Source organism: Flavobacterium fructosi, from assembly GCF_042787335.1.
Classification (GTDB): domain Bacteria; phylum Bacteroidota; class Bacteroidia; order Flavobacteriales; family Flavobacteriaceae; genus Flavobacterium; species Flavobacterium fructosi.
In genome coordinates this window covers 189,902-213,124 of record NZ_JBHZQA010000005.1, presented here as the reverse complement: position 1 = coordinate 213,124, position 23,223 = coordinate 189,902, and the positions used below count along the sequence as shown (strand labels likewise).

Annotated in this window: 16 protein-coding genes and 1 tRNA gene; 10 read left to right on the top strand and 7 right to left on the bottom strand. The window is 35.6% G+C overall.

The genetic code is table 11. The features are described 5' to 3' along the window. The first annotated feature begins 23 nt into the window (after positions 1-23). Positions 24-1,979, top strand: a complete 1,956-nt coding sequence (locus tag ACFX5D_RS10180; protein WP_379858084.1) for a TonB-dependent receptor family protein — start codon at positions 24-26, stop codon at positions 1,977-1,979. A gap of 22 nt (positions 1,980-2,001) precedes the next feature. Here ACFX5D_RS10180 and ACFX5D_RS10175 read toward each other — a convergent pair whose 3' ends face one another. The 3 genes from ACFX5D_RS10175 to ACFX5D_RS10165 all read right to left on the bottom strand — a co-directional run bounded on the left by ACFX5D_RS10175 (position 2,002) and on the right by ACFX5D_RS10165 (position 4,541). Continuing rightward, on the bottom strand, positions 2,002-2,445 hold the full coding sequence (locus ACFX5D_RS10175) for a c-type cytochrome (protein ID WP_379858083.1): 444 nt from the start codon (positions 2,443-2,445) through the stop codon (positions 2,002-2,004). Between the two features lie 2 nt (positions 2,446-2,447). After that, entirely contained in the window at positions 2,448-3,572 is a 1,125-nt protein-coding gene (locus ACFX5D_RS10170) for a PQQ-dependent sugar dehydrogenase (RefSeq protein ID WP_379858082.1), read from the bottom strand. A 579-nt stretch (positions 3,573-4,151) separates the two neighbouring features. After that, positions 4,152-4,541 (bottom strand): Dabb family protein, encoded by a 390-nt coding sequence (locus ACFX5D_RS10165; RefSeq protein WP_379858081.1) that lies wholly within the window; start codon positions 4,539-4,541, stop codon positions 4,152-4,154. Between the two features lie 379 nt (positions 4,542-4,920). On the opposite strand from ACFX5D_RS10165, the gene ACFX5D_RS10160 reads away from it, so the two are divergent. Continuing rightward, positions 4,921-5,319, top strand: a complete 399-nt coding sequence (locus tag ACFX5D_RS10160; protein ID WP_379858080.1) for an NUDIX hydrolase — start codon at positions 4,921-4,923, stop codon at positions 5,317-5,319. Positions 5,320-5,659: 340 nt separating this feature from the next. On the opposite strand, the gene ACFX5D_RS10155 is transcribed toward ACFX5D_RS10160, so the two are convergent. Continuing rightward, a tRNA-Asn gene (locus ACFX5D_RS10155) sits at positions 5,660-5,733 on the bottom strand. A 138-nt stretch (positions 5,734-5,871) separates the two neighbouring features. Continuing rightward, on the bottom strand, positions 5,872-7,215 hold the full coding sequence (gene rseP, locus ACFX5D_RS10150; protein ID WP_379858079.1) for an RIP metalloprotease RseP: 1,344 nt from the start codon (positions 7,213-7,215) through the stop codon (positions 5,872-5,874). A 189-nt stretch (positions 7,216-7,404) separates the two neighbouring features. Here rseP and ACFX5D_RS10145 point away from each other — a divergent pair, with 189 nt between their 5' ends. From ACFX5D_RS10145 to ACFX5D_RS10120, 6 genes are all read left to right on the top strand, one after another. Then, positions 7,405-8,475 (top strand): NADH:flavin oxidoreductase/NADH oxidase, encoded by a 1,071-nt coding sequence (locus tag ACFX5D_RS10145; RefSeq protein ID WP_379858078.1) that lies wholly within the window; start codon positions 7,405-7,407, stop codon positions 8,473-8,475. A gap of 116 nt (positions 8,476-8,591) precedes the next feature. Beyond that, positions 8,592-9,632, top strand: coding sequence for a Gfo/Idh/MocA family oxidoreductase (locus tag ACFX5D_RS10140; RefSeq protein ID WP_379858077.1), 1,041 nt, complete (start codon positions 8,592-8,594; stop codon positions 9,630-9,632). Between the two features lie 340 nt (positions 9,633-9,972). Beyond that, positions 9,973-11,184, top strand: a complete 1,212-nt coding sequence (locus tag ACFX5D_RS10135; RefSeq protein ID WP_379858076.1) for an MFS transporter — start codon at positions 9,973-9,975, stop codon at positions 11,182-11,184. A gap of 324 nt (positions 11,185-11,508) precedes the next feature. Beyond that, the gene (locus ACFX5D_RS10130) at positions 11,509-14,346 is read left to right on the top strand and encodes a carboxypeptidase-like regulatory domain-containing protein (RefSeq protein WP_379858075.1); all 2,838 of its coding nucleotides are present in this window, start codon (positions 11,509-11,511) and stop codon (positions 14,344-14,346) included. A gap of 92 nt (positions 14,347-14,438) precedes the next feature. Next, the gene (locus ACFX5D_RS10125) at positions 14,439-15,794 is read left to right on the top strand and encodes a DUF5689 domain-containing protein (protein ID WP_379858074.1); all 1,356 of its coding nucleotides are present in this window, start codon (positions 14,439-14,441) and stop codon (positions 15,792-15,794) included. 60 nt (positions 15,795-15,854) lie between these two features. Then, positions 15,855-16,316 carry an FKBP-type peptidyl-prolyl cis-trans isomerase gene (locus ACFX5D_RS10120; protein WP_379858073.1) on the top strand — a complete coding sequence of 154 codons (462 nt, stop codon included), beginning with the start codon at positions 15,855-15,857 and terminating at the stop codon, positions 16,314-16,316. Between the two features lie 66 nt (positions 16,317-16,382). Here the strand turns inward: ACFX5D_RS10120 and ACFX5D_RS10115 are convergent, their stop codons facing one another. Further along, the gene (locus ACFX5D_RS10115) at positions 16,383-18,500 is read right to left on the bottom strand and encodes a glycoside hydrolase family 97 protein (protein WP_379858072.1); all 2,118 of its coding nucleotides are present in this window, start codon (positions 18,498-18,500) and stop codon (positions 16,383-16,385) included. A gap of 305 nt (positions 18,501-18,805) precedes the next feature. Then, positions 18,806-20,452: a DUF6377 domain-containing protein gene (locus ACFX5D_RS10110; protein WP_379858071.1), complete on the bottom strand. Its 1,647-nt coding sequence runs from the start codon at positions 20,450-20,452 to the stop codon at positions 18,806-18,808. A gap of 461 nt (positions 20,453-20,913) precedes the next feature. On the opposite strand from ACFX5D_RS10110, the gene hflX reads away from it, so the two are divergent. Together hflX and ACFX5D_RS10100 are read left to right on the top strand one after the other, a co-directional pair. Beyond that, positions 20,914-22,164 carry a GTPase HflX gene (gene hflX / locus ACFX5D_RS10105; RefSeq protein ID WP_379858070.1) on the top strand — a complete coding sequence of 417 codons (1,251 nt, stop codon included), beginning with the start codon at positions 20,914-20,916 and terminating at the stop codon, positions 22,162-22,164. Between the two features lie 489 nt (positions 22,165-22,653). Further along, positions 22,654-22,947, top strand: coding sequence for a Bor family protein (locus ACFX5D_RS10100; protein WP_379858069.1), 294 nt, complete (start codon positions 22,654-22,656; stop codon positions 22,945-22,947). Positions 22,948-23,223 lie beyond the last annotated feature (276 nt).

The window sequence follows — 23,223 nt, the reverse complement described above, 5'->3', positions numbered from 1 at the left end:
TGAAGGGTTCTCCTATCAAAAATATGCTTCAAAATGTTGCAGCGTCCGTTTCTGTGATTACTAGCGTAGACATCAATAAAAGTGATGGAGTTATACTGACGCCGGTTTTAAACAAAATTTCTGGCGTTACGATGCAACAAGGCACTTTGAATACCAACAGGATCACTATTCGTGGTATTGGCGCCCGATCTCAATACGGAACCAATAGAATAAAAGCCTATTTTGATGGAATCCCATTGACTTCCGGTGAAGGCGAAACTACGATTGATGATATTGATTTGGCTTCAATTGAAAAAATAGAAATTATTAAAGGGCCCAATTCTACCAGTTTTGGTTCCGGTTTGGGTGGAGTGATTCAGTTGTTTTCAAGGGAGACACCATTATTAGAATCTTTTGGGAAATCAACGGTCACTTTTGGAAGTTTTGGGCTGCTGCAGCAACGACTTTCGGCAGGATACAGTGATTCCAAAAGGAATGTATTAATAAGCTATTCGGATTTACAAAGTGTAGGATTTAGGGCCAATAGTTCGTATAACAGAAAATCATTTAATTTACACGCCAAACAAAAAGTTAGTTCCAATGGCAGTTTGTCATTTTTGGGAACGTTCACCCAATTGAAAGCTTTTATTCCAAGTTCTATTAATGAGACGGATTTAAAAAACAATCCGGAGAAGGCAGCCGCTACTTGGGCAGCGGCACAAGGTTTTGAGTCGTATGATAAATTCATGCTTGGATTGGGATACGATCATCAATTTTCGCAGAAATGGTCCATTCAAACCAGTATTTTTTCTAATTATAAAGATGCTTATGAACCCAGGCCGTTTAATATTTTGGACGAAAAAATAATTTCGCTAGGTCTTCGTTCTAATGTAAATTATAAGAACCGATTGTTTTCTTTGCCCTTTGAATTGAGTTTTGGCACCGAATTATTAACCGAAAAATACGGGTATTCTCTTTCTGAAAATTTGTACCTATCGCAACCGGGTCAAGGCAGTATTCAAGGAAAGGAGTTTAGTGCCATCAAACAAAATCGGAATTACACCAACTACTTTTTACAGATGGAACTTTGGATTTCAGAAAAACTGCATCTGGAAACCGGTTTGGCATTAAACACAACGAAATATTCGCTAAAAGATGTTTTCGAAAATAATTCTGGCGGTCAAAAAATGCCATTTACTTTTGGAAATGTTTGGTCGCCAAGAGTTGGTTTGTCGTATAAAGTAAGCAATGGGAAAAATATATTTACGTCCGTCAGCAAAGGATTTTCTGTTCCTTCGGTTGCCGAAACATTGACTCCCGAAGGTCAAATAAACACCAATTTAAAACCGGAAATTGGTTGGAATTACGAATTGGGTTTCAAAGGAAATTGGCTTACAAATAAAGTATATACAGAGGTAACTTTTTATTCCACACAAATTGAAAATTTATTGGTGGCACGACGCACCGCTGAGGATCAATTTGTAGGAATTAATGCGGGCAGCAGTTCGCATACGGGTTTGGAATTCTTGGTTAATTACAAAATTCTAGAACTGACCCAACTTCAAATCAAACCTTATTTTTCAGGCGCGTTCAATACTTTTAAATTCAAAGAATTTTTGGATGGTGATGCGAATTATTCGGGAAACCAACTTACGGGAGTTCCCGAAAAACAATTCAATTTTGGAGTGGATTTAAATACTAAAAACGGATTTAGTGTCAACACTTCTTTCCGGACGATAGGAAAAATTCCGTTAAACGATTCCAATACAAAATACAGTGAGCGGTATTCGTTGCTTGATATTAAAACGACGTATGTTTTTACGATTCTTAAAATTTTAAAAATAGAGCTTAATGCTGGAATTAATAATGCTTTAGACACTAAATATGCAGCCAACATTCTGCCTAATGCAGTTGGTTTTGGTACTGCTGCTCCGCGTTATTTTTATCCGGGAAATCCCATTAATTTTTATGGTGGTTTTTCGGTATCGTATGTTTTTTAGATCGAAATCCTGAGTCTGAATTTTATTTTTTAATGGCCGCGACTTCTTTCTCGGTAACGATTTTAGTTTGTTTATTACTCCAGGATGTCATGATGTAATTCATCACATCAGCGACTTCCTGATCCGTAAGTCCCATGGCTGGCATGCTGCTATTGAACTTGATTTTATTGACAATAATTTCGCCACTTTGTCCAAATTTTACGGCAGCGATACTTTGATTTCTCTTGGTTTTCAGCCAGTCAGAACCGGCAAGAGGCGGGAAGTTCTTACCATCTCCTTTACCATTTGCACCATGACATTGCATGCAAAAATCAGCATAAATTTCTTTTCCGGGTGACTGAAGTTTTGAAACAACCGGAGTTTCGGTATTGATGTCACTGTAATTGTCTGGGGGAAATGGTTTTTCGAAAGAGAAGCTTCCTAATACTAACACTCCAAATCCTAAAAATATTTTCGTTGTCAACATATTTAATTCGGTATGATTTTAATAATTCCTTTTCCTTCAACGCCCATATAAATATAGCCATCCGGGCCTTGCGCCACATTACGCACACGACCAATATCGGTTGCGATTTTTTGTCTGCCTATAACTTCATTACCTTTCAACTTTAGCAATTCAAGATATTGAAATTTTAAAGAACCAACCAACAAATGTCCTTTCCAGTCCGGATATTTGTCACTAGTTACAAAAGTCATTCCGCTTGGAGCGATGGAAGGCAGCCAATAATAAATAGGTTTTTCAATGCCTGGTTTTTCGTTTTCTTTACTGATGGTTGTTCCATCGTAATCGATGCCATAAGTAACCACCGGCCATCCATAATTAGCCGCTTTCTTGATAATATTGATTTCATCTCCACCTTGAGGCCCGTGTTCATGTGCCCAAATGGCTCCCGTTACGGGATTTTTTGCCATTCCCTGCGGATTGCGATTCCCATAAGTGTAAATTGCTTCTTTGGCTCCGGTCTGGCCTACAAATGGATTGTCTTTAGGGATGCTTCCGTCATCATTTAATCGGTATATTTTTCCACCATCGCGTGTAATGTCTTGCGGATTTACGAAATGCTCCCCACGTTCTCCCACCGAGAAATATAAATAGCCGTCGTTGTCAAATACAATTCGGGAACCAAAATGCTGTCCTTTTGTAGTATTTGGAGTGGCTTTGTAAAGCGATTCAATTTGTGTCAGACTTCCGTCTAATAATTTTGCTCGAATTAGTTTAGTGTTACCACCGGACCCTTCGCCCTCATCTGAAGCGTAGGTCATATAAATCCAACCATTCTTAGCATAGTCAGGATGCAGGACGATATCTAACAATCCACCTTGTCCTCGAGAATACACTTTGGGAACATTTTTGATTTCGGTTTTTGTGCCGTTTTTGATATGATACAGAATACCACTTTTTTCAGTAACTAACATGGCACCGTCTGGTAACCAAGTCATTCCCCAAGGAATAGCAATATCTGAGGCTACGCTTTCTAAAGTATATGTTTTTATCTCATCTTTAATGACAATATCGTTTGGTTTGACTTGCGCATCGCAAGTAAATGAAAGAAATGATATAATCGAAAGAGAAACTAGTGTGATTTTTTTCATAAGCAATATTTTTTTGTTCCGATTGGGTAAAAATCTTTTTGAAAGATACTAAAAGAGGAATAAAAAAGATAAGGAAGTATTTTTAATTTGCTTTTAATTAACAAACACAAAAAAATTTTAAGTCTGTTGGAGGGAATTGTGATTGTAAAACAAATTGTATTTAATTGATAGAAATCATTACTTAATCCTTTACTTAAATGGGCCATAAAGATATTCATTGTCTATGTCGATATACTTTTTTATGTGGCAAGGAAGGCTAATCTGCCTGTTTTAGGGTAAGCTCTTATTATCCATTTCTCTATAAATAAGAATTTTGTATAATTAGATCTTTTGAGTTACTAATGATTTGGCTTTGGGATTCATCTACTTTATGCAGTATATGAAATTATAGTTTTGACTTATTCTTTTGTAATCTTTCAAAAGTAGTTTTAATTTTTTCTTTTAAAAATAACAGCAATTTAATCAAGTGGAATTAAAATAACAGTTTGTATATATAAAAGAATTCAAGAAATAAATTGCGAAACGCGCAGTAAAATAGTATTGTCACTTGAATTGGCAGTAGCGCAACTCCTTCCGCTTTTATACATCTATCGAATCATAAACAACTACCTTTTCCCATAAATGAGAACAGTTCTTTATAAAAATCTGATGAAGTGGATGCTCCTGGTATATTTTTTGCCCAGCTTCATCATCAAAAAACATCAGTTCTGAAACGTCCCAGGAGGTGTCTACAACTTCCCGTTTCTCAGTGGAAGCTAAAACGCCAACATTAATTTGACGAATCGTTGGAATTGCTGCTAAAGTTTTTAAACCAGTAATCAATTGTTGTTTATCTGACTCTGATTGTGGGTTTTTTAACCAAAAAAACACATGGTGCAGTAAAGGTTTTTTCTTTGGGCGCATTGTAAATCCCATAATACCTGCAATTCCAAATAAAGCTGCTGAACCAATAAATCTTCTTCGTATCATCAATTTTTTTTTTTAGGTAAATATCGAAATTTAAAAAACAAAAAAGAAAAATAGCTCCATTATTTTTTTCTAATAGTTGAGCGTGAATGTTCCATTTCCTGCACCGCGTATTATTAAAAATCGCACAATTGTTCCGTAATAAAGACTATAAGAACAATTGGTAATCTATAATAGTAAATCGGAAGATAGATCGCCATTTTTTAAGAACAACTTGAAGTACTGATGTCACTACAGCTTTAAAACAAAAAAGACTCAAAAATCATCAAGTATTCGATTGAAAAAAATTACATTGATAAAACGGCAGTGGTAAAAGAAGTGAATAGGAGGATATTTAGTTACTTTGCAAACTAAAACCAAGATAATATTAAAAACACAACAAATGAAAATAATTGATAAGCTAGCTTGGATTGAAATTAAAAATAATAAAATTCTATGTACAAAATCTTTTGGTAAAAATAAATATTATATCCCAGGGGGTAAAAGAGAAAATGATGAGGCGGACGAGCAGGCGTTATGTCGTGAAATTAAAGAAGAACTTAATGTAGAATTAATTCCTAATACGCTAAAATTTATGGGGATTTTTCAAGCTCAAGCTCATGGGCATACTGCAGACACGTTTGTTAAAATGACTTGTTACTCCGCAAGTTATACCGGTTTACTAAAAGCAGATTCAGAAATCGAAGAAATGATATGGCTAAATTATTCCGATAAAGATAAAATATCAGAGGTGGATAAGTTAATTTTTGATTTTTTAAAAGAAAGAAACCTGTTTGAATAAGCTATGTTGTGGAAATCCTTCTTTCAAATTTTACACAAGAGCCGTATTTATTTGATAATTTTAGCATAAGGCATCTTAGAGAGACCCTCCTGACCAGGTTGCATTTACAAACTGGTTTAACGGAAACGATGGATTATCAAAAAAACCTCAACAGTACTTTTGAAAAATTATATAGGTAAAAGGATAGTGTACCGTAATGGATACCTTTTTTATCAAAAAATGGGTCTAAGTTGTGAAATGACAAAATCCACAGTTTTTGACAAAACATTAGGAAGTCTAGCTTTCATTACAGCTTTAAAACAAAAAAGACCTTACATCACTGTAAAGTCTTTTTAAAAAGCTCCCTCTCTTGGGCTCGAACCAAGGACCCTCTGATTAACAGTCAGATGCTCTAACCAACTGAGCTAAGAAGGAAACTGTATATTTTTATTCTGGTAATGAATGAACGTTTTTGTGTGCTTATTAGTGCAGTTTGTTTCACTTGTAAAGCGGTGCAAAGATAGGGCTTAATTTGATTTCTGCAAGCAAAAATAAAACTTTTTTCATTTTTTTTTACTTCCCTACAATTGCCTTGTAAATGTCGTTTCCGTTAGCAAATAGTAACAGTGTTATAAGTAATACGAAACCAACCATTTGCGCATTCTCTAGGAATTTGTCACTTGGTTTTTTGCCGCTGATGATTTCATATAATAAAAACATTACATGTCCACCATCAAGTGCCGGGATAGGCAATAAGTTCATTACACCGAGCATTATTGATAAGATTGCCGTAATTGACCAAAAAGTTTCCCAACTCCAATTACTGGGAAAAATATCAAATATGGCTTTAAAACCACCCACTTGTTTGTAAGCACCCGTACTTGGACTGAAAATCATTTTTAATTGTTTTCCGTATCCTACTAATTGGTTTTTACCTTTTGTAATTCCAAACGGAATAGACTCGAATAAACTAAATTCTTGTTTACTGATTTTATAGTACCCTAATTTTTCCAGAGAATCCAAACCTAATCCACCTAATTGCACTCCTAGCGTTCCTTCTTTTGAAACGACAACGTTGATATGCTCTTCCTTTCGATTTCTGATAATGGTAGCCGGAATTGTTTTGTTTTTGTTTTTTTGTAAAACAATTTTTGCCTCATCAAGGTATTTTGTTTTTTCACCGTTAAGGGAAAGAAAAATATCCTTTGGTAATAATGTTGTATTTTTAGATTGTGTGTCAACAGCTCCAATAACAAATGGTATTCTAATACCTACGATTGGTGCTTTTTCAACTTTTGACAACTGGTCTACAAAATCATTCGGCATTTTTATTTCTTGTTGGATTCCATTTCTTTCGATAAGAGCCAGTTTGCCCATCACAATTTTTGCATTAATATCATTGTCGAATTTGGCTATTTTTTCACCATCTACTGCCAAGATTTTATCTCCCGTCTTGAAACCTGCATTTTGCATGGCTTTATTCTCAATCAAAAGACCGTCTTTCAAATCTGAATTAGCAATATAAGTATCGCCATAAGCAAATGCCATTCCGATATAAATAATGAAGGCTAAAATAAAATTCACGGTAACGCCACCAAGCATAATGATTAAACGCTGCCAAGCCGGTTTAGAACGAAATTCCCAAGGTTGTGGAGGCAAAGCCATTTGTTCTTTGTCCATGCTTTCGTCGATCATCCCAGATATTTTCACATAGCCACCTAGAGGCAACCAACCAATACCGTATTCGGTTTCGCCAATTTTCTTTTTTAGAAGGGAATATTTAACATCAAAAAACAAGTAAAATTTTTCGACTCTGGTTTTGAATAATTTAGCAGGAATAAAATGTCCTAATTCGTGAAGTATAATAAGTAATGATAAGCTCAATAAAAATTGAGAAAGCTTTATAAATATGTCCATTTTTTAATTTTAGTTCTTTTACAACGTACAAAAGTAAGGTTTTCTATTTGTTTAATTTACAATAATTGTTCCATAGCGTTTTAAATGTTTGTTAATTAATAGAATTTCAATTTTTACTTTCGTCTATGTACCTTAACTTTACTTTTTTCAAACGATATTTCTCGTTATCTTCACTTTAAAATTTACTTTATGTCTTCAAAATTATTTTCTCCTCTTCAAATAAAAAGTATTACGTTTAAAAATAGAATTGTTATTTCCCCCATGTGCCAATATTCAGCAACAGATGGTTTTGCCAATGATTGGCATCTCGTGCACTTAGGCAGTCGCGCTAGCGGTGGAGCGGGATTGATTATTCAGGAAGCCACTTCAGTTTCTCCAGAAGGCAGAATTTCTCCCGGAGATTTAGGGCTTTGGAAAGACGAGCAGATGGACAAGATGAAAATTATCAACCAGTTTATTCTCAGTCAAAATGCCGTTCCAGGAATTCAATTGGCGCATGCCGGAAGAAAAGCGAGTGCTGCGTCGCCATGGGAAGGTGGAAGAAAAATTGATATAAGCCGAGGGGGATGGGACACCGTGGCTCCAAGTGCTGTAGAGTATCATGAAAATGAAAAACCACCAATAGCACTTGATAAATTAGGAATTCAAAAAGTAGTTTCAGATTTTGCATCCGCGACCAAAAGAGCGGTGGAAGCGGGTTTTCAAGTACTGGAAATTCATGCCGCACACGGTTATTTATTACATCAGTTTCTTTCGCCTTTGTCCAATTTTAGAACCGATGAATATGGAGGAAGTTTTGAGAACCGAATCCGATTTACTCTGGAAGTTGTGGAAGCCGTACAATCGGAGTGGACGAAAGAGTTGCCTTTATTTATCAGAATATCAGCAGCAGACTGGGCTGAAGGCGGATGGAATATTGAAGAATCAGTACAGCTTTCGAAAATACTAAAGGAAAAAGGCGTGGATTTAATAGATGTTTCCTCGGGTGGCGCGGTATCGCATCAGCAAATTCAATTGGGTTCAAATTATCAAGTGCCTTTTGCAGACCAAATCAAAAAGGAAGTTGGTATCAGAACTGGCGCCGTAGGTTTAATCATCGAAGCCAGTCAAGCAGAAGAAATCGTTGCTTCAGGAAAGGCGGATTTGGTTTTGTTTGCCAGAGAATCGCTAAGAAATCCGAATTTAGGGTTGACATTTGCCCATGATTTAGAAGCAGAAATTCAATGGCCAAAACAATACGAAAGAGCTAAAATTAATTAAATAAACCCATTCTTATACGAACTTATATTCCTTATCTGGTTAAACTTTGAAAACAGATAAGTTCCTATAAGGCTTAAGATATAAAGGTATAAATTCGTATTTTATAAAACACTAATATGCAAAAAATAAGAACGGCTTTACTTTCCTACGGTATGTCCGGAAAAGTATTCCATGCTCCTTTTTTAGAATTTCACCCAGGATTTGAACTGACTGGTTCCTGGGAAAGAAGTAAAAAACTAATACGAGAGGATTACCCGTTGGTTAAAAGTTATTTCGCAATGGAGGCACTGCTCGAGGATGACGTAGATCTGGTCATTGTTAATACGCCAGTGGAAACCCATTATGAATATGCTAAAAAAGTATTGCTTGCGGGAAAACATGCCATAGTCGAAAAAGCATTTACCACAACCGTTGCCCAAGCGCTAGAATTAGCGGCATTGGCAAAAGAACGAGGAGTGAAATTGGCCGTTTTCCAAAACAGGAGATGGGATAGTGATTTTAAAACCGTTCAAAAAATTATTTCAGATGAAGTGCTTGGCGAAATCGTGGAAGCCGAATTTCATTTTGACCGCTATAATCCGTTTCTGAGTCCGAAGCAACACAAAGAATCTGCTAATTCCGGCGCCGGAATCCTGAAAGATTTGGGCCCTCATTTAATTGATCAGGCGCTGTGTCTATTTGGTTTACCTAACGCTGTTTTTGCTGATATCCGCATTACTAGAGAATATTCTTTAGTTGATGACTACATTGATATTTTGCTTTACTATTCTGATTTTAGAGTCCGCTTAAAAGCGGGATTTTTTGTCAGAGAAGCGAATCCTGCTTATGTGATTCATGGCAAAAAAGGGTCTTTCCTGAAATCGCGTGGCGATGTGCAGGAAGATGATTTAAAACTTGGAAAAAAACCAAATTTAGCGGATTGGGGAACAGAAGCGAAGAGTAAAGATGGGCTTATTCATACAGCGGTTAATAATGATGTTTTTATTGCTAATGTTGAAACACTTCAAGGTAATTATTATGACTTTTTTGATGGCGTTTATAATTCCATTTCAAATAATCAGCCGGAACCTGTTACAGCACAAGATGGACTTCATGTTATGCAAATTATTGAAGCCGCGATTCAAAGCAGTTCCCAAAAAAAAGTGATTGATTTGTAAAGTTAACCGCAAATTCACTAATTTTTTTATGACTATCCGCAACTTGTACCGCTGTGTTTAATTATGTCCTTTCAGTATAGGTTACTTAATTGGTCTGCCGCTGTTCGAAATGATAAAACAGCTAAATATTATTCTTAAAATGCCGTTTGGTATTAGTAGCGGCTAGTCATATTTATAGTAATACTCGTAAAATTGGAGAATTCGCGGGGATTACTTTTTTAACCAGAATTTGTAATTTTTATAAACAATAACGATGTAATTATGGACAATTATTTTGTTTAGACACGAGGAACGGTTACTTTTTGTAATTTTGAAAAATTAATTTCAAAACGGACTTCACTTGATTGATTTAAATTTTATATCTCGGTTAAAAACCAAGGCAAAATACAAGAAAACGTATAAAAACGCGAAACTTTCTTATTTGAATAGAATTCGTTGGGCTGTATCCATGTTTTATTTTGGTATGGGATTGTGTTTTGCCACTTGGGCCAGCAGAATTCCGGATATTAAAACCCAACTGGATTTAGGATCAGGTGAATTAGGAACTATTTTATTTGCTATTCCGCTGGGCCAATTGATTATTATGCCTTTTTCAGGGAAATTAGTTACCCGTTTTGGAAGCCACCGCATCCTTATTTTCTCCTTGCTTTTTTATGTTTTTAGTTTAACAAATTTGGGTTTAGCTAACGCTTCTTGGCAGCTTTCCCTTGGGTTATTATTCTTTGGAATCTTTGGTAACTTGGCCAATATTGCCGTAAATACACAGGGCGTTTACACCGAAGAGCTTTTTAAAAAAACCATAATGTCTTCATTTCACGGGATGTGGAGTTTAGCTGGTTTCATAGGTGCTTTGGTAGGAATAGGAATGTTGGCATTAAATCTGACCCCTCTAATTCATTTTATGATTGTTGGCGGAATCGTTCTTTTATTAATGGTTTTCAATTATAAATTTTTGATAAAAGCCAAGGAAACGATCAAAACCGAAAAGAAAAAATTGTTCTCAAAACCAGATAGTGCTTTAATTTGGTTGGGTATAATTGGTTTTTGCTGCATGGCAAGCGAGGGCGTGATGTTTGATTGGAGTGGCGTTTATTTCAAAGATGTTATCAAAGCACCTGGGCCATTAGTGATTTTGGGATACACATCGTTTATGATTATGATGGCTGGAGGACGATTTTTTGGGGATGGTTTGATTCATAGATTTGGAAGAAAGCCGGTGATGCAAATCAGTGGAGTTATTATTTCGGCGGGACTTTTTACGGCCGTATTTTTCCCGTATTTAATTCCGTCTACAATTGCATTCATGTTTGTAGGACTTGGAGTTTCCACAATTGTTCCTACCATTTACAGTATTGCGGGCAAAAACCCTACAGTTCCCCCCGGAGAGGCATTAACAATAGTGTCGAGCGTGAGTTTTCTCGGTTTTTTGATGGGACCACCTGTAATTGGATATATTGCTGAATTATTTGGTCTGCGATTTTCATTTGCTTTCATAGGTGTTTTTGGAGTTTTGATTGCATTTATGGTTTCCAGAATCAAGGCCATTCAATAAATTAAACCTGTTTTTTAGAATATATTTTAAAGAATCCGAATCGTTTTTAAGCGATTCGGATTCTTTATGCGAATTATTTTACTAAAATAAACATACTTATAGTTTTTTTCTTATTTTTAACCTTATATTCCAAACAGTCCACTATTTGATTTTGTTTAGAATTTTAAAATACCACACTTTTCCAAAAATCATTTCCCGTTAATTTTCGACCTATTTTTCCTATTTGGAACACTATTGTCGTGGTTTTTATTGAACGCAAAAAGTCAAAAACTATTTTCTTTGAAAAAGAACTTCCAAATATATTTATATAACCAGTGACTATTTATGAATAAATTTTACTTGACGCTTTTCTTTATAATACAGATGAAATTTGCTTTTGCGCAGCAGGAAACAGGAATTTCAGGTAAGATTATCGATGCTAAAACGCAAAGCCCAATAGCTTCAGTTGTTGTTTCTATTCAAAACACCAATTTGACGGAACTCACAAAGCCGGAAGGGACTTTCAGATTTTATTCAGTCCCCGCTGGCAATTTTTTAATCCTGATTCACAGCCAAGGTTTTAAAGATGCTTTATATCCGGTAGATATACTTGAGGGACAAATGGTGGATCTGGGAACAATAACTTTAGAGGAAGATCAATCCATGGAACAACAGGGGAGTTTAATTGCACTTACTGAAAGTGATTTTAGTGATGACAATAGCGGTTCCGAAAATACGTCAGGACTTTTGCAATCCTCCAAAGATGCTTTTCAACAAGCGGCCGCTTTCAATTGGGGTCAGGCTCGATTCCGGATTCGCGGATTAGACAGTGAGTATTCTACAATGATAATTAATGGAGTTGTGATGAATAAATTGTATGACGGAAGACCACAATGGGGTAATTGGGGCGGACTTAACGACGCAACACGAAATCAGGAATTCTCCATAGGAACTGCTCCTTCTGATTATACTTTTGGAGGGATTTTAGGTACTCAGGAAATCAATACACGCGCTTCCATTTACAGACCCGGCACCCGTATTTCATTTTCCGGAACGAATACTAATTACAGTTGGCGTATGATGGGAACCTATGCTTCGGGAATGAATGATAAAGGTTGGGCATTTGCTATTTCCGCAGGAAAACGTCTGGCGTTTGAAGGCTATTTCGAAGGAACAAATTACGATGCTAATTCTCTTTTTTTAAGTGTCGAAAAAAAAGTAAACGATTATCATTCCTTGAATGTCACTGCTTTTTATACGCCGAATTCAAGAGGAAAAAATTCTCCAAATACTGCCGAAGTCACTAAATTAACTAACGAAAAATATAATTCCTATTGGGGTTTCCAAGACGGAAAAAAGAGAAATGCAAGAATGAAAACCATCGAAGAACCGATTGTTATGTTGAATCATTATTTTAAAATAAATGATTATACTAATTTGAACTCCAGTTTAATGTATCAATTTGGAAAAATAGGAAACACAAACTTGGATTACCAAAATGCCAATAGTCCGGATCCAACATATTATGGAAAAATGCCGAGTTATTACAGTTCGCATTTCGATTCAGACAACGGGGAATTTTCAGGAGTATTTACACCAGATTTAGAGAATGCGGAGAAAAGCAAAGAACAGTTTTTAGCCAATCAACAAATCGATTGGTATGCGATGTACCAAGCCAATCAAGATCCAATTATGGATAGTAACGGCCATATTTCAGGATACGAACCTGCAAAAAGCAAGTATGTTTTGTACGAAGACCGCGCCGATGATAAAACTATTGTGGCGACTTCTATATTCAACACGCAATTGAATGAGACTGTTTTCTTGAATGCAGGAGCGTCTTTTAAAAATTTGAAATCACACAATTTCCAGAAACTTTTGGATTTATTGGGAGGTTTGTACTTGGATGATATTGATGGGTTTTATACTGGAGCCCAATCTCAGTCGGATTTAAATAATCCCAGTAGGCAAGTTGTTGTTGGGGACGAATACGGTTATAACTATAATTATGTGGCCAATACACTTGATGCGTTTACACAATTCAAATTCTCCTACAACAGAGTAGAATTTTATCTTTCACAAAATTTTTCTAGTACCAATTACCAAAGAGAAGGCTTGTATAAAAATGGAATTTACGGAACCAATTCTCTTGGTAAAAGTGAAAAAGTGCTGTTTGAAAATTTTGGATTCAAAGGAGGAATTACATTTAAAATATCAGGGAAAAAATTATTGGTTTTTAATGGAGCGCATCTGACAAAAGCCCCAACAATCAGAAATACTTTTCCTAATTCAAGATTGAATAACTCAATCATAGATGGATTGGAAAGTGAGAATATCAGCAGTCTAGATGCGAGCTACCTCTTTCGTTCTCCCATTTTAAAAGTACGAATTACGGCTTATTACACATTGATAAAAAATGCTACGCAAACTTCTTTCTTTTACGCCGAAGGAATTTTTGATGATGGTGCCGGGTATAAAAATACTAGTGCATTTGTGAGTCAAACACTCACGCATTTGAGCAAGAAGAATTTAGGCGTGGAGCTTAGTCTGGAATATCAGGTAAACCCAACCCTAAAAACTACTTTTTCGGCTGCTTACGGCAAATATACTTATGATAGTAATCCAGACGTAACGGTCACCAATGACGCCGAAGCTTCAATAGAAAATACGAATCCTGTTTTTGATTTTGGGACGGCGCTATTAAAAAATTACAAACAACCTGGAATGCCGCAACAAGCGTATTCATTGGGAATTGAATATCGAGATCCTAAATTTTGGTGGATTGGAGCGAATATCAATTATTTAGCAAATAGTTATATTGATGTTTCTCCAATAGCAAGAACGAATCATTTTTACACCAACCCAGCAAGTGGATTTCCCTTTCCTGAAGCTACAGAAGAAAGAGCCAGGGAATTATTACAGCAGGAAAAATTCGATCCCACGACTTTGTTAAATCTTACGGGTGGGAAATCGTGGAGAATCTATGGGAAGAATGTCGGTCTTTTTGCGAGTATTAATAATGTGCTTAGTACGACTTACAAAACAGGTGGTTACGAACAAGCGAGAAATGCCAATTTCAGACAACGCAATCAGGATGTTTCCAGCGGAACACCATCGTTTGGAAATAAATATTTTTACGGATATGGAAGATCCTATTTCGTCAATCTTGCAATCAATTTTTAAATAAAAAGGCATTACAAGATGAACGCAAACAATTAATATAATTTTATTCAAATAACAAATTTTAGACAAATCATTTTTAACAATAGTCATCTATGAAACCAATTTTCAATTCCCTGTTTTTTGCTATAGCAATCGCCATTCTTTTTGCAAGTTGTGGGAACGATGCCGTTGAAATTCCGAAACTAAGTTGTACGCAAACGGATTTAACCGTAAACCGAACCGTTGCTGAAGTTCGGGAAAACGCCAATGCAATTGTAAATCAATATAAGTATGACGATATTATTGAAGCGTATGTCGTTTCCAGCGATGAATCAGGTAATTTTTTTAAATCGATTTCCTTGCAAACTTTGGCAACAGCCACCAAGCCAGCCATAGGTTTTAGTGTTCCTGTGGATGCCAGTAATTTGTATATTGATTATAGACTGGGTAATAAAGTATATGTAAAACTAAAAGACCAATACACTGATATTTCATTTGGCGGGATGCGAATAGGCAGCATTTTTGTCAATTCATACAATGAAGGCGGAGTGGGGCGACTTTCTCAAAATGACTATAAAAAAGTGCTGAATGCTTCTTGTACAACGCTAAAGGAGGAAGTTCTTGTAAAGACAATTTCAATGGAAGATTTATTGAATGATTCTAATCTGAATACTTTGATTGAATTATCGGATGTTCAGTTTACGGCGGATGCTATTGGTCGCCATTATTTTGAAGAAACCAATAATGTGGGCGGCGCAACCAATTGGGGTTTGATGGATAAATTAGGGAATCAGGTGTATTTTAGAACCAGCAGTTTCGCTGATTTTTCCAGTAATTTAGTTCCGGACGGGAGTGGAAAAGTAAGAGGGATTTTAACAAAGTATGGAACTGATTACCAAATATTACCACGCTCTGAAAGAGATGTTGTTATGACAGGAAACAGAGTAGCTCCTTTTTTCTCTCAAGATTTTGAAACGGTGATAGATAAATCAAATATAAATCTTCCGGGCTGGGTAAATAGTGTTCAAAAGGGAGCGCTTTTCTGGAAGGGAACAGTATATTCCGGAAACGGGTATGCCGAATTTAATATTTCAGGCACAAGGGTAGTTTCGAATGTGGCTTGGCTGATTTCGCCAAAAATAGATATGGATAAACATACCAATGAAATTTTGACTTTCAGAGCTGCCCAACATCATTTAGATGTGGACTCCCCATTAAATTCTTTGGAAGTTTATGTTTCCACTAATTTTGACGGGTTAAATGTGGCTACGGCGAATTGGATTCCGATTTTGGCAAAATTACCCAAACAAGCCACGCCTTGGTATCAATTTATCGGTAGTGGCGCACTAGATTTATCTTCTTATAAAGGTGAAATTAATATTGCTTTCAAATATTCAGGTTCTGGGAAAAACCTGGCTTTGGATGGCGCTTTTCAAGTAGATGATGTTCAGGTTTTTGGAGATAAATAGTTTTTATAAAAGGCTTTGCTTGAATTACTATATTTGCAGCCTTAACATTTAAATTAAATTATGAAATCTATTTTATTAGCATTAGTTTCTATACTATTTGTTTCTTGCTTATCAGATGGTGGAGCATCTAAACCAGTTGATTATGCCGTTCAAAATGAAAAAGAAATTGTTGATTATATTGCCAAAAACAAATTAACTGCTCAAAAAAGTGATACAGGATTGTATTATGTGGTTAACGAAGCCGGTACTGGAGCGCAACCTACCGCAACGTCTAATGTAACCGTGGCTTACAAAGGTTATTTTACTAACGGAAATGTTTTTGATCAAAGCAAACCGGAAGGAATTTCATTTGGATTGAATCAAGTGATAAAAGGTTGGACTGAGGGAATTCCTCACTTTAAAGCGGGAGGAAGTGGTATTCTTTTAATTCCGGCTCACTTAGGTTATGAAAGCAATGATAGTGGTTCTATTCCTGCAGGTTCCGTACTTGTTTTTGAGGTTAAACTTATTTCCGTGAATTAGGCATTTGTTTTTCTTTATAAAACCAAAATAAAAAGGCTGTCTGAAAAGACAGCCTTTTGTAATTAATTATTTTTTGGTTTCAACTATACTGATGGCATAACCTCCGCCTGGAGCACTTAAATGTGCTAGTTTTGATTTGTTAGTCACATTCATTTTGCGAATGGTATACGCTTGCGGATTGGTTTTATAATGTGCATCTTTTGCATCTGCATAAATCGTGGCTACATATTTTTTTCCTTTTTCCAAGAAATCAAATTTGACCGTTGAGGTACGGGAAGTATCGCCATTTACATTACCGATAAACCAGTTGTTAGTCACTTTTGCTTTACGCGCAACAGTCACATATTGCCCTGGTTCTGCTTCAAGGTATTTGCTGTCTGACCAATCTACTGCTACATCTTTGATAAACTGAAAAGCATCAGGAAAGCGATCGTAATTTTCCGGTGTATCAGCTGCCATTTGTAATGGGCTGTACATTGTTACGTACAATGCCAATTGATTCGCAATCGTACTGTTCACATGAGAATTATTATCCGGATTCAATTTGTTTAAATCCATTTCGAAAATACCCGGAGTATAATCCATCGGTCCACCCACTAAACGGGTAAAAGGCAATACCGTTACGTGATTTGGTTTAGAACCCCCAAAAGCCTGGTATTCAGTTCCTCTAGCGGCTTCATTACCAATTAAATTGGGATACGTTCTGGAAATACCAGTTGGACGAACCGCCTCGTGAGCATTTACCATAATTTTATAATCGGCTGCTTTTTCTATTGCGTATTGAAAGTGGTTATTCATAAATTGATTGTAGTGATTTCCACCGTTTTCAATAATAGAACCAACATAACCACTTTTTACGGCATCATACCCATTGTCTTTCATAAACTGATACGCTTTATCCATGTGGCGTTCGTAATTACGCACAGAACCCGAAGTCTCGTGATGCATAATCATTTTAATGCCTTTTGATTTGGCGTATTCGTGTAAGTCTTTGACATCAAAATCCGGATACGGCGTCAGGAAATCAAAAACATAATCTTTGGAGTGTCCAAACCAATCTTCCCAACCTTCATTCCAGCCTTCGACTAAAACCGCATCAAAACCGTGTTTAGCTGCAAAGTCAATGTACTTTTTGACATTGGCGTTGTTCGCACCATGCTTTCCATTTGGTTTTGCTTTTGAAAAATTAGAAACGCCAAGTTGTACCGTAGGAAACTCATCCGTGTATGCCCAAGAACTTTTTCCGGTAATCATTTCCCACCAGACACCCACATATTTAATAGGTTTTATCCATGAAGTATCTTCAATTTTAGAGGGTTCATTCAAGTTTAATGTCATTTTTGAAGCCAGAATTTCTCTTGCATCATCACTAACAATGATGGTGCGCCAAGGCGAATGATTTGGGGCTTGCATGTATCCTTTATCGCCTTTCGCATCGGGTGTCAACCAAGATTCAAAAATCATGTTTTTATCATCCAAATTCAAATGCATGCAAGAATAATTGATTAATGCCGCTTCGTGTAAATTGATATACAATCCATCCGCTGTTTTTAGCATTAGCGAAGTTTGAACTCCAGTTGTAGAAAAAGACTTTTGAGAAACATTTGCGGTAGTTGCTTTTTCTGATAAACCTCTGATTTCTGACAATTTTGAGGTAGTATAATCATATTCTTGAGTGTCATAATCACCCGGAATCCAAAAAGCAGTATGATCTCCTGTCATTGCAAATTGGGTTCTTTCTTCTTTTATTACAAAATAAGTAAGGTTTTTTTGCGAAGGGAATTCATAACGGAATCCAAGACCATCGTCAAACAAACGAAAACGAATAACAATATGTCTGTCCGTTTCTTTTTGATTTAAGGTTACTGCTAATTCGTTATAATGATTGCGAATTGAAGCAACTTCTCCCCATACAGGTTTCCAGTTTTCATCAAAAGTGGCTGTCTTACTTTCAATAACAGTAAAATCATTTAACAATGACTTTTTATCATTTTTTAGCTCAAGACCTAATTTACTTGATTTTACAACTGCTTTGCCTTTGTAATTTAAACTGTAAGTTGGAGTTCCGTCATTTTGTAAGGAGAACTCCATTACAAATTTTCCATTTGGGGATTTTAACTGCTGTGCATTTGCAGTGTTAAAAAAAGCGAGCCACACAAGGGCTGTAAAAAGGAAATGTTTCATTTTTTAAAATAGAATTTAATAAATAATTTTTTCAGGTTTGGTAATAGAATGCGATTTTCACGAAATCGATTTATTGCAAAACGCAAAGTTTTCCAGATTTCGAGAAAGTAAAAGTAAATGCTTTTCAAGCTACATATTTTTATCTTTATAAAATAGTAGATTAAATTTTTATTTTAAACGTCTAATGTGCTGTTTAAAAGTTTGTTATGTTTATTTATTGTTTAAAAAAAGTGGTGAATTTACAATAACAAATAGGTCTTCCAGATTATTTTAATCCCGAAGACCTCCCTTAAAATAGATTTTTTCTATTTTAAATTAGTTCCTATTCGCATAACTTTTGCTTCAAATTCCTCCCGGGGACCCGCTGCTTTGTTTTTGAGTTGTGAACGGTAATTGTAAATTGTGGATACCGAATACCGAAGGAATATTGAAATTTTTGCGCTATCCTTTATGCCCAAACGGATCAGAGCAAAGATTCTTAGTTCCGTATTCAGCAGTTCTCCTTCCTTCAATTGTGTTGCTTCATCATCAACCAATAAAACTTTAAACTCTTCGATAAAATTAGGAAACAACTGCAAGAACGTTTTGTCGAAATTGGTATAAAATTCCTTGAGTTCATTTTCGATAAACTGTTTCGATTTTACGGCACGGATAAGATCATTCATCTTTCCTGTAGTCACCATAACATTCAATTTTCGGCGGTATTCGTCTAATTTGCCGATGTAATCGGAACACTGGTCCATGTAACGCCCAATGTATATTTCCTTCAAAAGATTGGCTTCGGTCAGCGTATAATTGGTCTCATTCAATTTCTCATTAAATGTATTTAATTCGGTGTTTAATTCCGAAAGTTTGCCGTTAGCTAAACTTAAATCCTGTTTCGCTTTGGACAATTTCTTCATTTGCTTAAAAAGTAAAAAAAGAAGCACCAACAAAAACACCGATAAGATACTGGCGCTTATCAAAAACAGCATTAATTGGAGCCGGTTGGTCTCATTTTGTTTTTGATACGCCTCGTTGATGATGGGCAGCATCTTAGATATTTCATACGTTCGTAAACGGGCATTACAAAAAAGGGCGTCTTCGAGGGAACGTTTTATATATTTATAAGCGCGGTCTATATCTCCGTTTTCATACATTAGAAAAGCCAAAGAACGCAACGAAATATATTCCTTTTTGGCCAACTGCAAATCAGAAATAGCAGAAATGGTCAACCATTTTTGCTCCTTTCTAGTATCTTTTTTTGCGCGATATGCCTGCGAAATAATATAGGCGATAACCGCTTTGTCCGGACTATTAGAAGCAATATTCGGAAAATAATTTAGTAATAAATGCAGCGTTTCGTTGTGTTTTCCCACTTCAAGAAGTGTACTGGACTTCGCCATAATGTAGGCGCTTGATTGCGTTGGATAAAAATTTAAGGAGGAATCACGGTATTTTTTTGTCAATAAAACATACTTTTCTTTTTCCTGAAGCGAAGCCGCATAATCAGACATATACCCATAAACGACACTATTTACAGTAAAATAATAGCCTTTTAAGTCGGGTGAAGTGTTGATGTCAATGGTGTTAAGTATATCGGTCGCTTCCTTATACATTCCTAATGTTCCCATTATTGAAGCCAGATTTAATTGGGCATCATTCAGCTTTCGGACATCCTTTAATTTTTTTGCTATTTGAAAACTCTTTCTGGCGTAAATCAATGCTGAATCGGACTGATACAATTTATATTCTGAATACAATTTTCCGTAAATAGCATATTTTTGAAGATCAGTAGCAGTGTATGGCAGCAGTCCTTTTAGTTTGTTTATTTCATTCTCTTTTTTATTCGAATACAATTGGTAATCAGTTACCGTCTTGTCTAACTCATCCAATAAGGAATCAAAATTATTTTGCCCAAAAAGAAAGACGGGAAATAGCGATGCAATAAGTATTGTCAGAAATCGATTCATTCAAATGGGATTAAATTCATGTAAAAATAATTAAAAATCCAAATTAATTCGTAAAGTATGCTAGGCAAACCTAGGAGAGTTGTTTTTTAGCCACGAAATACACTAATTTTTTTAAAATTAAAGAGTAATTCATAGTGATTTGTGTAATCCTATCTAACTCTTTTCAAATGGTTGGTATTAAGAATTCGAAATAGTACTGCAGCACTATAAAATCTGCCTGCTAAAAATTTTCAGGCAGGTTTTGCAAATTCAGCAGATTAGTGTTGTGGAAAATCTGTTTTTATCAGTATTTTGCTTTATCGAACTTATTTCATCTACTTGCGGTTAACAATGCTTTTTTCTTTAATATAATTTCCGGATCGACCAAAAAACTATCATTATTCACACCTTCTGACTTTTTTATAAACCCATAATTACATAAGTCCCTCACAAATCATTAAATTTGTAGCTAATACAAAGACATGTTAGAAAAAGAAGTAATAAATTTCGAAAAAACAGCTATAGTTGGTATTGTAACTCAAAATCAAAGTGAAGAGAAACTACGGGAATATCTTGACGAATTAGAGTTTTTGACTTTTACCGCTGGGGGCAAAGTGGTGAAACGCTTTTCGCAAAAAATGGAGCGCCCAAATCCGAAGACTTTTGTGGGAACTGGAAAAATTGAAGAGATTCATCAATTTGTAAAAGAAAATGATATTTCTACCTTAATATTTGATGATGAGTTATCGCCTTCACAGCAAAAAAATATTTCTAAAATAATTGAAGAATGTAAAATCCTGGACAGAACACACCTTATCCTTGACATTTTTGCGCAACGTGCCGAAACTTCGTATGCAAGAACGCAAGTAGAATTAGCACAATGTCAATATTTACTACCAAGACTTTCCGGAATGTGGACCCACCTTGAACGTCAAAAAGGAGGAATTGGAATGCGTGGGCCAGGAGAAACCGAGATTGAAACCGACAGGCGTATTGTTCGCGATAGAATTGCATTATTGAAAGAAAAAATAAAGAGTATCGACAAGCAAATGGGAACACAGCGTGGCAATCGTGGCGCTATGGTTCGTGTGGCTCTAGTAGGATATACTAATGTTGGGAAATCAACCTTGATGAATGCTGTTGGTAAAAGTGATGTTTTTGTTGAGAACAAACTTTTTGCCACTTTGGACACCACCGTTCGAAAAGTAGTAATCAAAAACTTACCTTTCTTGCTTTCGGATACCGTAGGATTTATCCGAAAATTGCCGACGCAATTGGTAGATTCTTTTAAAAGTACGCTTGATGAAGTTCGTGAAGCCGATTTGTTATTGCACGTAGTTGATATTTCACATCCGGAATTTGAAGATCAGATTGAGTCAGTAAATAAGACCTTGTTGGATATTAAATGTAATGACAAACCAGTCATTATGGTTTTTAATAAAATAGACGCTTACAAACCGCTGACTATTGACGAAGATGATTTAATGACCGAAAAAACGCCAAGACATTTTACACTGGAAGAATGGAAAGCGACTTGGATGAATAAGGTTGGAGAACAAAATGCGTTATTTATTTCGGCAACACAAAAAGAAAATTTCGAGGAATTCAGAGAACGCGTTTATGAAGCGGTACGACACATTCATATCACCCGTTTCCCTTACAATAAGTTCTTGTACCCGGATTATAAAGATGCGGTGGAGAAAGAAGACAAAGACGAGGAAGAAACCAAATAATTTTCTCTGAAACATAAAATATACCAATCCCTTTTGAAATCTCAAAAGGGATTTTTTTTTGGCATGCCCCAGCTTTCTCTGCGTTGCAGCTGCGTCAGGATCCCGAGGGTTCGGGACGCTGTAATCTTCCTAAGAAAAATCGGGAGGATTTCCGCTGCCATCCTTCATTCAATAAATGATAGCGACAACTAAAATAGTCTCTATGTAAATTAAAAAAGTTTAAAATAAACAAAAAATCTATTTGATTATTTGTAAGAAAAAAAATACTATATTTGAAACACAAAGCTGAAGCCAATGGCGACAATCTACCCATTTATGGGTGTATATACGCTAGTTAAACCAAGCATTGTGGTTAAAAAAACTTTGAAATGAAGTTTGAAAAACTTGCTTGTTAAGTTCTTAAATCGGAAAAGCATATAAACCGAAGTAAAATAATGTCTAAAAAAAGCTCAAAGTGAGTAAACAATAATAATTTTTAAAATGATTAGAATGAAAAGAACATTCAAAGTTTTGTCAATTGCTTTCGCAATGTCAATTATGTTAACGTCTTGTTTTTCATACACAAGCGTAGTTGGTAAAGGTGCACAAGGTAACTCTCAAGTTACTAAATGGAATCATTATGTAATTGGTGGGTTAGCACCAGTTGGAGTTTCAGACTCTAAAGAAATGGCTGGAGAAGCAACAGATTACACAGTATTTACAAGACAGAGTTTTGTAAACGGTTTAATTGCTGCAATCACTTTCAGTATTTATACTCCAACAACAACAACTGTAACAAAATAACAGAACTTAAGGCGGTAATAGTAAAATATTATCGCCTAACTTTAAAATAAAATGAGAAAAACAATATTTTATGCATCGATAATTACCATATTGTATTTGATTTACATCATAACAAACATTTTTGTTTATCATTACGAAAAACTAAACAATTATGGAAATGGATTCTTAATTGGAAAAATATTATTGTTATTAATTTTCGGTTTTGTAGTTTACAAGACAAATCCATTTAAACAAATAAGTGAAAAGAGAAATTAAGACAACGCAAATAACCAGCCC